This window comes from Shewanella hanedai (genome assembly GCF_007197645.1).
Classification (GTDB): Bacteria; Pseudomonadota; Gammaproteobacteria; order Enterobacterales; family Shewanellaceae; genus Shewanella; species Shewanella hanedai.
Genome location: NZ_VKGK01000003.1, coordinates 169,857 through 182,237, shown reverse-complemented (window position 1 = coordinate 182,237; position 12,381 = coordinate 169,857). Strand labels below are relative to the sequence as shown.

General features: G+C 42.7%; 7 protein-coding genes. 3 read left to right on the top strand and 4 right to left on the bottom strand.

Translation table 11 applies throughout. From position 1 onward, the window contains the following. Window positions 1–36 precede the first annotated feature (36 nt). The 4 genes from FN961_RS04215 to rfaH form a co-directional block, all read right to left on the bottom strand. The gene (locus FN961_RS04215) at window positions 37–1,005 is read right to left on the bottom strand and encodes a Wzz/FepE/Etk N-terminal domain-containing protein (protein WP_143563296.1); all 969 of its coding nucleotides are present in this window, start codon (window positions 1,003–1,005) and stop codon (window positions 37–39) included. 362 nt (window positions 1,006–1,367) lie between these two features. Then, entirely contained in the window at window positions 1,368–1,715 is a 348-nt protein-coding gene (locus FN961_RS04210; RefSeq protein ID WP_143563295.1) for a four helix bundle protein, read from the bottom strand. 239 nt (window positions 1,716–1,954) lie between these two features. Beyond that, window positions 1,955–4,723, bottom strand: a complete 2,769-nt coding sequence (locus FN961_RS04205; RefSeq protein ID WP_143563294.1) for an SLBB domain-containing protein — start codon at window positions 4,721–4,723, stop codon at window positions 1,955–1,957. A 1,464-nt stretch (window positions 4,724–6,187) separates the two neighbouring features. Next, window positions 6,188–6,724: a transcription/translation regulatory transformer protein RfaH gene (gene rfaH, locus FN961_RS04200; RefSeq protein ID WP_143563293.1), complete on the bottom strand. Its 537-nt coding sequence runs from the start codon at window positions 6,722–6,724 to the stop codon at window positions 6,188–6,190. Between the two features lie 979 nt (window positions 6,725–7,703). Between rfaH and FN961_RS04195 the strand changes: the two genes are divergently transcribed. From FN961_RS04195 to FN961_RS04185, 3 genes are all read left to right on the top strand, one after another. Next, entirely contained in the window at window positions 7,704–9,242 is a 1,539-nt protein-coding gene (locus FN961_RS04195) for an MBL fold metallo-hydrolase RNA specificity domain-containing protein (protein WP_229814620.1), read from the top strand. Between the two features lie 256 nt (window positions 9,243–9,498). Then, window positions 9,499–9,948: an REP-associated tyrosine transposase gene (locus FN961_RS04190; RefSeq protein WP_143563292.1), complete on the top strand. Its 450-nt coding sequence runs from the start codon at window positions 9,499–9,501 to the stop codon at window positions 9,946–9,948. Window positions 9,949–10,615: 667 nt separating this feature from the next. Continuing rightward, complete coding sequence (locus tag FN961_RS04185; RefSeq protein ID WP_143563291.1) at window positions 10,616–12,124, top strand: peptide MFS transporter; 1,509 nt, start codon at window positions 10,616–10,618, stop codon at window positions 12,122–12,124. Window positions 12,125–12,381 lie beyond the last annotated feature (257 nt).

Genomic DNA, 12,381 nt, shown 5'->3' with positions numbered 1-12,381 from the left:
GATTACAAGATCGAAAATCTTTCCGGGAGCGCGCGTTTAATCTTCTTTTCTAACAAAATGTCTTATGAGGACTAGCATCACTGCTAGCATGCCGCCTAGCATGGTACCTAATACGCAAATTAACGCGCGCTTAGGACCAGCCTTAACTTCTGGAACCAATGCTGGATCAATGGTTTTAAATACATATTCATCACGTACTTCAGCAAACATAATGGTTTTGGTTTGCTCTTCAATAAGCTGATAAAGAATGGTACGAATGTCCGCTATATTAGTCTGTGCTATTTGCTTAGTTAAGAATTCACTGCTGCGATTGGCTTCAGCTACATCTTTTTCTTTCATTACCTTGTTGATATCTTCTATGAGCCAGGTCACCCACTGTTGGGCTATTGCTGGTGATAGATGTTCAACAGAAACGGTTACCATGCCCGTATCTTTGGCTGAGTTGACCGTAATGATTTTAGTGAAGACTTTAAATGCTTCTTGCATTGAAGGTTTAGGCTTAAACGGTGCCTTAACTTCACGCAACCATTTTTTACTTGTGGCGTCATACATTTCATCATCGTATGAGATGGTGTTATCACTCATATTCCACTTTTCAACCGCCATTAAGTCGGGAAGTAGATTATGTTTCTGAATAAACTCACTAGTGAATTGTCGTGATTTCATCACTTCGATGGCCATCTGAGTTTTATCGACTCCACCACCGCCACCTAGATTGATACCCGCCATGCTGGCTAGGCCGCCGAACTGACCCGCTAGAGCGCCCAGTCCTCCGCTTTTCTCTTCACTCGCTGGTGCCAATAAAGCTTCAGACTTATAGGTATTCGGTTGCATGATAGCAAAGATAACAGAGCCAATAGCGAAAACAGCTGTAATGGCGATGATGAGCCATTTACCTTGCCAGATGACAGAGAAGAGCTCGCGAAGATCAATCTCGTCTTCGGTTTTTAGCTGTTGATTTGGGTATTGAGTAAACTGTGCGTCTTGGCTTTGAATATTGTTCATTGGTTATTTAGACTCTAGATTCTAGGACGCTTCGCGGCTAGTGCGCTTCGCTTCTATACGAGCAGGTAGCTGTTGATACTCGCTTCTTGTATTAATTTGTGTTTTCTAGGCTCTAGTGTCTGAGAGTCTAGATTCTAGGTCGTGCTTTGCACGGCTAGATCGCTTCGCTGTTATACAAGCAAAGCATTCGGCTTTTTATTATTTTTTAAGTTCGTGATTGGTTGCTAGTGTCCTTCTCGGTGAGGAGAGGATTCTAGGTCGTGACTTCGTCACGGCTAGAGCGTCGCTGCGCTCCTTCTAGATTCTATACAAGCCATAGCGAGCGGCCTAGAAGATGACAAAGTCATCGCACTTCTTAGCCTTTATATCTGTGATTCCTTATTTTTAATTAGAGAACCTAGGATTTTTGCGAGTTCTTTGGCTTCTTTAATCATTTCCATTGAAGATTGCTTGTCTAAATAGCCGATTTCAATTCCGATATATAACTGGGTAACCAATTCACCTAGTGAACCTTTTGCGTAGTACAAAAAGCGAATTTTCTCTTTTGGTGTTTCACGTTCTTCACCCTCTGCAATATTTGAAGGTACAGAAAGACCGGAACGGGTTATTTGATCTTTGAAGCCCCAGTTTTGAATTGATTCCGTAACCTTGTATATTTCGCAAGACAATCTTGAGGCTCTTTTCCAAACGTCCAGTTGTTCGAATCTCATATGAGTGACTCCTTCCGTGAAACAGAGCGCTTCGCTTCTAGGCCTTGACTTCGTCACGGCTAGAGCGTCGCTTTGCTCCTGCTAGATTCTATACAATCAAAAGCTAAAAGCGGGCTAATCGGTTGCTTTCAGCTTTTGACATTATAGCAGGACGTAGTCCGCTCTAGCAGCGTAGCGTTCTAGCCGTTAGCCTGCTAACGTTCTAGCTAGCCAACGGCGATCTAAGACCGCTTTGCGGTCTAAAGATTAGCAACTGTAGCAAATGTGACTGCTGTGTTGGCTAGGATTTGGGTCACTTGTGTCCAGAGTGATAAGTTATCCCTATACTCGGTATCAAGCGGCACTATAATAGTGTCACCCGGTTGGAGGCTGTCTTCACTACTGAACCAAAGTGAGCGAGTTGGTAGCATGACAGAACCGTTAGCCTTGATAACATAGGTTCTATCACCATCAGCGCGTTCTCTTTCGCCGCCTGACATAGCAAGATACTGATCTAACGTTAAGCCCTGTTTGAATCTATGAGTTGCTGCGTGCTGCACTTCCCCCATCACTGCAATGGTTTGCTTGGTCGAGGGGATATATAAAATGTCTGCGTCTTCTAGTTGAAGGTCTGCTTGCTTTATACCTACTGATATTGCGGAGAGGTCAACAACTAACCGACCTACGGCCTTGATAGTCTCAAGGTCAGCTAACATCAATTGGGCATCACTATAGTTAATCACATCACCGTCTTTTGATACTCCACGAGTTGCTATGTCTCGTCGCAATTGATCAGCTAGCTTTTTAATCTCTAATTGTTCTTGCAGACGTACTGATTCACGCACAAACACAGCCGACGGAAGATAGGCATATTGAGTAAAACCACCGGCACGATTGAGCACATCTTCAAGTGTTTCACCGCGGCGAATGTTGTACATTCCAGGAAACTTAACTTCACCTCGGATCTCGACAGATTTATTCTCCTGCCAGTCAGGTGTCGTCATGACAGTCAATATGTCACGGCCTTTCAAGTTAGAATTAGCAGTGCTAACACCTTGAATAGCGGCTTTTAGATCAATGTTTTGATGTTGAATGCTTGAACCTAGGTTCTCAATTAACGTACTGGTTAATTCTGCTCGTGCCGTATAAGCGCCCTCTTGTAAACCACCACCGGCTTTAATTAGATCGTTAACTTTTGCATTGACCGAAAGCGGATAAATACCCGGGTGACGAACTTTACCGTTAATGGCTACAACTTTGACTTCTTTACCTGATCTTCCTTGAGTGGTTAATTTCATAATGACAGGGTAAAGCAGCTCACTGCGATTCATTGCTGAACTTAACTTGATGAGGTCTTTATCATCAAACAGGTTAATTAGCATTTTATTGACTTCGCCAATTATAGCTTGCTGCTCATTGTCATCGGCTTCTTTCGCGATAACAACACCGCCTATTTCACTACGTTCTGTTAGACCTTTCTGTTGCAATTGTGAAAAACCAGCTTGAAAAAGATCGTTCCCCATCAGTGAGTCACCAGCGAGTTCGGTGACTTTAGATACGCGTTCTTTTACTAATTTATTCAGTTCATATCGATTCTGAGTTTTATCACTGAAATTGAAGAAAATAACTTTATCTCGGGCACTTAGAAGTAGATCGTTAGCTGCTGTTTTCTCACTAATCGCTTTGCCTGGTTCAAATTGAAGAACTTCGATATCGCCATATTCATTCACTTCACGCACAATAACGCCATAATCTAAATCAGCAGAAGCTGAAAGGTCACCCCAAATTGATGGCACGAGATCACTTATTTTCTGACCTTGATACCATTGATAGTTACCAGGCCTTACAACCGCACCAACAACAGTGATTGCATCTTCATATTTAGTTGAAGCTGATTTTACTCGTACAACATCACCAGATAGTACTTTGACAGCTTGACCTTTTGATGAAGTTAAATCGATATTCTTTACTGTTTTTAATCCATTGGAATTAAAACGTTCAATACTACTACTTCTTGGATATGCACCAGATTTTAAACCTGCTGCCATTGTAAGAATATCATCCATTGTTTCATGATGGTTAAGTTCATAAATGGCAGGGCGACGAACTTCGCCAGTAACGCTTACTAGTCCACCCACCGATGGGATGAATACCACATCGCCAGAGCGAAGCATTAAATCGTTTGAAGCATCCCCACGCAGCAGCAGATCATACAGATCCATAGTGCCAACTAATTTACCATTACGTTTCAGTTGAATATTACGCAGTGAGCCAATTTCATTAATGCCACCTGAGACAAACAATGCCTGAGTGATAGTCGATAGGCTTGAAACAGTATACGAACCAGGTTTGTACGCATCACCAGCCACAAAAATACGAATAGAACGTAACTTGCCCATGGTGATATTGGATTCAATCCCTATCATTTGTTGGCTTATACGAGACGTTAATGTTTTTCTGAGCTCTGTAAAATTTAATCCATTGACAGAAATCGGTCCAAGCTCTGGAAATTGAATCACACCTTCACGATTAATAACCAGGTCGTATTCTTTGTTATCCTTACCGTAAAGCTGAACTTTAATATTATCACCGGGGCCAACTAAATATTCACTCGGAACAGGTACGTCAGAAACGGGTGCAAAAGTAGTGGGCTCACCTCTAAAAAGTTCATAACCGAAACGTTTAAGCTCCATTTTGGCTTTATCTTCATCAAAGTTGAGTTTTTCTTTTTTATCTTTTTCGTTCTCTTTAACGTTTTCGTTGTTATAAATCGGCTGTCCATTTTGGTCAAATTGCTGTCTTTCATTGACGAGAGTAGGATTTTCAAGCTGACTTTGTGAACTTGTTCCACCAGAGAGCATCGATGGATCGATACCGTATTGTTTGGCAAGCCTTTGCTGTTCAGAAGCAGGTAAATTCTTAAATTGTTCCATCATCTGCGGAGACGGCATAGCTGCTTGCGCTTGCATGCTCAACAAAACTAAGGCACTGAAACCTGCTATAAATATTTTTTTGGTTTTGTGTAACACAGATAAATCTCCGGTGAAAAAACAAATAGAAATGTAGAAATAAGGTTAAAAAAGTGATGAACGGACTTCGTCCTCACGGCACGTAACTTCGTCACTACAGAACGCTACGCTTACGGTAAAAACAGTAGGTTGGGCTTTAGCCCATCAATAATCGATGAGACATACCAAACCTGACGGCATAAATGCCGACCTACAATAGAAAAAGGCCGTCAACGTCCGCCTTAATAGAAGCGAAGCGCCCTAGGATCTAGCAGGCACGTAGTGCCGTCCTCGCAGGGCGAAGCCCGTCCTTCTTTGAATATGTAGGTTGGGCTTTAGCCCATCAATAATCGATGAAATATACTAGACCTGACGGCATAAATGCCGACCTACAATAGAAGAAGGCCGTCAACGTCCGCCTTTATAGAAGCGAAGCGCCCTAGGATCTAGCAGGCACGTAGTGCCGTCCTCGCAGGGCGAAGCCCGTCCTTCTTTGAATATGTAGGTTGGGCTTTAGCCCATCAATAATCGATGAGACATACCAAACCTGACGGCATAAATGCCGAGCTACAATAGAAGAAGGTTCCAGGTTTATAAATAGGCCCTAGGTTCGAAGAACTTGGGAAATCAAAATCATTAAATCAAAAGCTAAATGTTGTTTGCTGTAACCTCAGGCTTTCCTAGCAGTGAGCTTGCAAACGTCCTCGCAGCGAAGCGCCCTAGAACTTTCTTTGCTTTCAGACACACTACCGACCCGCGTGGCGGGCGAGACGCCCTTCGGCGTCCACTAAAAGACAGAAACTTTCTGTCTTTTGCCTTTCAGGCACGCTACCGCCCATGGATTGCGGCTTCCAGATTGCCCGACGTACACTACGCCACTCTCTATTTGTACTATTTTTCTACTGCTTACTTGCATGAAAAAATAGCTTCTTTGACCTTAGTTACCAGAAGCAATTGCATTCTAGATACTAAGGGTATTTAAATACTGACTTAAATCCTATCTCTTAACATTCTTGCTAGGAGGGGTAAGATTATAGGAGCGAAGCATTATACGGCATCCGCTTTTAAATTGCTGTTCATTAAAAACACGACCAAACAGTTAACCCCCCTCTATCAACAAAAGACTCTCACTAAACACATAAGTATCTAGGTAATTCATGTAAATGAAGAATCGATTCAGTACAGCAACCATGTAATTCATGCCCACAAGATACTCGAGCTACATTAGTTTTATCTTGTCGTAAAAGCTTGAAGGGCTTAAATAGAGGAAATATTATGTTGTTTTACGTCATAATAAAACGATTAAATACAGTATGACGTACGTCACACTATGCCTAGGTTATTCAATCCTCGTAACAATTCGTCCCTATTTATTAGCAGAATTAAAATACCTTCTATGGCAAATATCCTACAAAGAAACAGGTCAAATGCTTAAGAGCTTATGTTTACTCATTAATAAATAATCCAGTAATGAAAAACACTGACTTATACTGGCTGAATACTACTTCTAGGAACTGAAACTCGTTTTTTCTGCCCCATGATGTCGAACAGGACATGGCATCGCTTGTCACCACTCTTTTCATCAAAAATCCCTTCAAGATCCACAAACGGCCCTTCATTAAATCGAATCAGATCCCCCTGATGAAGCTCGACATCATCTGAAGTCGTCTGATATTTGCTAGATAATTCATTTTCACTTAATAACTCGGACAAGAGTTTATGTTCGCGCATGCGAATGCTGTGGATAATGGAATCATCGATAGCAGTCATTAACTCATTACAGCCTATAATCTTACCGACTCCGCGAGTCGAATGAATACGGGAAACACTGGTAACAAGTGGATCGAAATGGATAAAGAGGTAACCGGGAAAAAGAGGGATTCGCTTTATGCTGACTTGACCCTTAACTTTTTTTTCCTCGCCTATAGTCGGAAGATATGACTCGATATTTTGCAGGGTTAAATTATGTACAGCTCTAGCCTCTCCGCGAGGCTTACAATATAACAGGTACCAAGCTTTCATAATTACTAACTCTTTGTGTATAGAAGTGCGATTGCTTTTAATGATCTAACTTCATGGAAAAATAGACAAATAGAAATGGGATAAGAAGTGTTCATTCCACGGTCAAAACGGCCAAGCGATTGCTCAAACCTGTGACTTCCCATTCACAGGCTCAATAATATCAAATTCGTACTTTCATAGAAAGGGGGAGAAGCAAAGAAGGACGGACTTCGGCCTGCTAGTGCTAGAGCGTCGCAAGCGACTTCTAGATTCGATACAGTCAAATGAGGAACGCCGTAAACGGAATGGCCTTTTCTATTGTAGGTCGGCATTTATGCCGTCAGGTTTGTTATGTGATTGATGGGCTATTGATGGGCTAAAGCCCAACCTACAAGATTAGGAGAGAAGGACGGGCTTCGCCCTGCTAGGTTCTAGAGCGCCAACACGTTGTCTTCGAGGACGGCACAAGTGCCTGCTAGAACGTGACTTAGTTACGACTAGAGCGTCGCTATGCTCCTGCTAGAATCTATGCAATTAAATGTGGAACGCCGCAAGCGGCTACGGTTGACGGAATGGACTGCTTCTATTGTAGGTCGGCATTTATGCCGTCGCTCTTGCTAGTTGTGGTTGTCTGGATTTGATGGGCTAAAGCCCAACCTACAAATTTAGGAGAGAAGGACGGGCTTCGGCCTGCTAGATTCTAGGGCGCCAACAAGTTGGCTTCGAGAGCGGCCTTCGGCCTGCGAGGACGTGACTTCGTCACGGCTAGAGCGCTTCGCTTCTAGATTCTATACAATCAAGAGATGAGCGAAGCGGGTGATTTCAGCCATTAAAGTAGGCGGAGGCCATTCTAGCAGTGAGCTTGCGAACGTCCTAGAAGATGACGAAGTCATCGCCCTTCTCAGCCTTACCAATACGCTTTCCTTTTCCCTTTCCTTTTCCATGCCAAACAGGCTAGATTAAACTCTATAAAGGACATCCAACATACAGGGAGTGTATTTTGACCATTCATTTTAACCGTATTGACCCAATCGATACTGTACAAATTCTTCACCATGGTGCCGTCAATGGCGTGACAGGCTCTTGCCATGAACTCTGCATAAACGGTAACACAGGTTTACTGATTGACTGTGGTTTGTTTCAAGGCGCCGAAACAGCCGGGAGAACCAGTGCCGAACAACTCGAGATAGAGTTTGAGATTAATCACCTTTGTGCACTATTGGTGACCCATTGTCACATCGACCACGTGGGTCGCATTCCTTATTTGCTCGCAGCAGGGTTCAATCAGCCTATCTATGCAACTCGCGCCACCGCGGCTTTGCTCCCCATTGTCATTAAAGATGCATTAAAAGTTGGTGTAACCAAAAATAAGCGGCTCATCGAACTCTATCTCAAAAAGCTTGAACAGCTGCTAGTTCCGATTGATTACGGTCAATGGTTTGATCTTCCAGTAACAAATGCGCTCACGGATGACATTAGCCCAGATCATCTGAGATTTAATAAAGCCAAGGCAAAGTTTAAACCTGCTGGACATATTCTCGGCTCAGCTTACATAGAGATAGAGCTGGGTGACGCCTTAATTACACACACTAAACTTACAGGCCAACGGTTATCTAAACAAAATAACCATAGGGTGGTATTTTCCGGCGATCTTGGTGCAAGTTACACCCCTTTGCTGGCGAGCCCAAAAAGCCCTTACAGAGCTGACACCTTGGTCATTGAATCTACTTACGGTGACAAAAATCACCAAAGTCGCAAGCTACGCACTCAAAACCTGAAGAAAGTGATCGAAAAAGCGGTATCAGATAAAGGCGTTGTGTTAATACCAGCCTTTAGCATTGGCAGAACTCAAGAACTTCTCTATGAATTAGAACAGATCATCCATCAACAGAGAAAAATACAATCCAAATCAACAAATTCAGCGTCATCAGAACACGCTAAGATGTGGGACCAAATTGAGATCATCGTCGACTCACCTCTGGCAGCAAAATTTACTGAGCAATATATAGAGTTCAAACAGCTGTGGGACAGTGAAGCCAAAAAGAAGCTACACCAGAACCGTCATCCACTGGACTTCGAGCAATTATACACAGTCAATAGTCATCAAGAACATCTAGCGACTATAGATTATCTGGCAAAACGTAATAAACCCGCCATTATTATCGCCGCCAGTGGCATGTGCTCAGGAGGCCGAATAATGAACTATCTAAAGCAGTTTATCTCTATTACTACTGCCGACATTATATTTGTCGGATATCAGGCCCATGGAACCCCTGGTAGAGATATTCAGACTTATGGTCCACATGGTGGCTATGTGTTTTTAGAGGAAGTAAAAAAATATGTGAAAGCGGGTGTGCACACCATCAGTGGTTACTCAGCCCATGCAGATCAAGATAACTTAATCAATTTTGTTAAACGTATGCACCACAAACCCAAGCATATTCGTATCGTACATGGTGATGACGAGGCTAAACAAGCTTTAGCAGAGAAGTATCGTGGGTTATTGCCAAATGCTGATGTTGAAATAGGGAAAAGCTGATAAAAGCGAACGCCGCAAGCGGCTACGGTTGACGGAATGGCCTGCGGCCGCACGGAACACTTTGCTTACGGTAAAAAGCCTTATTCTATTGTAGGTCGGCATTTATGCCGTCGCTCTTGCTTGTTGTGGTTGTCTGGATTTGATGGGCTAAAGCCCAACCTACAAGGAAGCGGAGAAGAGCGGCCTGCGATGACGGATGAAATGATTCTATTGTAGGTCGGCATTTATGCCGTCAGGTATATAGCAAGGAAATACTATGTCATGGAGTGATTTACGAAAAGGTCGATATTCACAAGAACAAGGTGAGTACTTTATTACTTTTAACACACAAAATAAGCAGAAATATTTCGACGATTTTAATGTTGCATCTATATTTTGTTCGCAAATAGCAATAAACGAACATCTGCATAATTGTACTTGGTTAACCTGGGTGTTGATGCCAGACCATTTTCATGGATTATTGCGTTTAGGTGATGATTCAAAACTATCGAAGGTTATCGGTGCACTAAAAGGGTCTAGTAGCTTTGCTATTAATAAAGAATCAAAATCGAGAGGTCAGTTGTGGCAATCATCATTTTATGACCGTGCTTTACGCTGTGATGATGACAGAAAAAATGTTAGTCGTTACATAGTAGCGAATCCATTAAGGAAAAATCTAGTTGAAAATATTGGTGATTATCCATATTGGAATTCAGTATATTTATAGCGAACCTTACTAAGATCTTTTGTAGGTCGGCATTTATGCCGTCAGGTTTGTTATGTGACTTGTGGGTTATTGATTAAGATGATGATGGGCTAAAGCCCAACCTACAGGGGAAACAGATGACGCAATGCCCTTCTTCTTTTGTAGGTCGGCATTTATGCCGTCAGGTTTGTATTATACACAAGAGCGGCCTACGGTCTGCTAGAATCTAGAATCATCTTAGCCTCAGTCGTAGGCATGCGACTGCCCTCGTAGATGACGAAGTCATCGCCCTTCTCTGCCTTTATAGCAGTGAGTCTGCGAATGTCCTAGTAGCGCATCATCCTCGAAGGAGATGAAGTCACCACCTCCGTTACAATATCTTTCCGTTTACTCTTTATTCCGGCTGCTTAAATACTCAGCATTCACGCGCACAAAATTGACATTGGCAATGTGAAAAGGGTATATAAGATGGGTTTCGAAGGATTTATAGCTTCAAATATTAAAATATAACAATAGTATGTAACGTTTTTGTTGTGGATATTACTAGTTACTTGTATTAAATCAAGTCATTAGAATAACAATAACTAATTAAGCACTTAGCGTTACAAGACTGTAAAACAAAGCACTAACAATTTTTCTGTGACGACACTTGTCTCGCAGGCAATCACAAGCGAAGGTGGAAAACTTAATGAGCGTAGCAAAACCCCAAGGGACGATGCTCGGGCATCCGAAGGGATTGTTCCTGTTGTTTACAACAGAGTTATGGGAACGATTCAGCTATTACGCAATGCGTGCTATTTTGGTACTGTATCTGGTCGATAAAGTACAAGGTGAAGGCGGCCACGGTTTAGGTTGGACGAGTGCAGATGCACTTTCTCTTTACGGTACTTTTACCGGTTTAGTCTATTTTACCCCTCTTATCGGTGGCTGGTTAGCTGACAACGTTCTTGGTCAGCGAAAAGCCATCTATATTGGTGGTGCCTTAATGGCCATAGGCCAATTCACTCTAGCTTTTCCACATAGTTGGATCCCTGGTTCTGAAACCATTGCCTTCTATATCGGTCTAGGCACTCTTATCATAGGTAACGGTCTCTTTAAGCCAAATATATCGACTATGGTTGGTGACCTCTATGAAGAAGGTGATCATCGTCGTGACGGTGCATTCACTATATTCTATATGGGGATCAACGTCGGTGCTGCACTAGCTGGTTTTGTTGTTGCTTGGGCTTATACCTCATTTGGTCAGACCGTGTTATTTGAAGGACAAGAAGTTTTCATCAACAACTGGCAAGCAGGTTTTTTCTGTGCTGGTGTTGGTATGGTTTTTTCTTTAATTATTCAATTCATATTCGCCCAAAAACTACTTGGTGATATTGGACGTTACCCGGCAGCTAAAGTTGATAAAGAAAATGCAGCTGCCAGCGGCATTGTTCGAAAAGAACCATTAACTAAAATTGAGCGTGATCGCATCAAAGTGATCATGGTAATGGGTCTGTTCACCATTATTTTCTGGGCTGGTTTCGAACAAGCCGGTGGCCTGCTTAACTTGTTTACTAACGAGTTTACCGACCGTTCTATTGGTAGCTTCATCGTACCAACAACCTGGTTCCAGTCTCTTAATGCTATATTTATCGTAATTTTTGCCCCAGTTATCGCATCTATTTGGATCCGCTTGGGTAAGAATGAGCCAAACTCTCCTGTTAAATTTGCCTTAGGTCTATTCCTGCTCGCTATCGGTTTCCTATTTATGATGGGTGCGGTACTTGAAATGGATGGCAGCGCTGATGTTAAGTCAAGCATGTGGTGGTTAGTAGGTGCATACTTCTTCCATACCATGAGTGAGCTTTGTTTATCTCCTATTGGTCTATCTATGGTGACTAAGCTAGCGCCACTTCGTATAGCCTCTTTACTCATGGGTGCATGGTTCCTCTTTATTGCAGCAGCCAATAAAATTGGTGGTATCGTTGGTTCATTTATCGGCCACGATGGCACTAAAGAAGAGCAACTGGCTAACGCCATGGGCATCTTCGCAGGTATCGCAATTACAGCAACTGTTTCTGGTATCATTCTCTACTTCATGGCTGATAAGCTAGTAGATTGGATGCACGGTGCTGAAGGTGGTGGTAAACACACTGAAGAGCAGGCTCTCGATGAAGAGATAGCTGTTACAGCAGAGCATGAAGCGATTAAAAGATAGGTTCTAGGTTCTAGGTTCTAGGTTCTAGGTTCTAGGTTCTAGGTTCTAGGTTCTAGGTTCTACAAAGTATGAAACGCCTTGCTAGCAATAGTAAGGCGTTTTTGTTTATTTAAAGTGGTGAAAAAGCGGCCTACGGCCTTCTAGGACGTGACTTCGTCACGGCGAGAGCGTCGCAAGCGACTTCTAGAATCTATACAATCAAGTGAAAAGCAAAGAAGGACGGGCTTCGCCCTGCTAGGTTCTAGGGCGCTTCGCTG

Bases quoted from the DNA above. Each gene is read 5' to 3' on its own strand.
- FN961_RS04190 (WP_143563292.1), top strand. From the start codon at position 9,499: ATGTCATGGAGTGATTTACGAAAAGGTCGATATTCACAAGAACAAGGT.
- FN961_RS04215 (WP_143563296.1), bottom strand. From the start codon at position 1,005: ATGAACAATATTCAAAGCCAAGACGCACAGTTTACTCAATACCCAAAT.
- FN961_RS04185 (WP_143563291.1), top strand. From the start codon at position 10,616: ATGAGCGTAGCAAAACCCCAAGGGACGATGCTCGGGCATCCGAAGGGA.
- FN961_RS04210 (WP_143563295.1), bottom strand. From the start codon at position 1,715: ATGAGATTCGAACAACTGGACGTTTGGAAAAGAGCCTCAAGATTGTCT.
- rfaH (WP_143563293.1), bottom strand. From the start codon at position 6,724: ATGAAAGCTTGGTACCTGTTATATTGTAAGCCTCGCGGAGAGGCTAGA.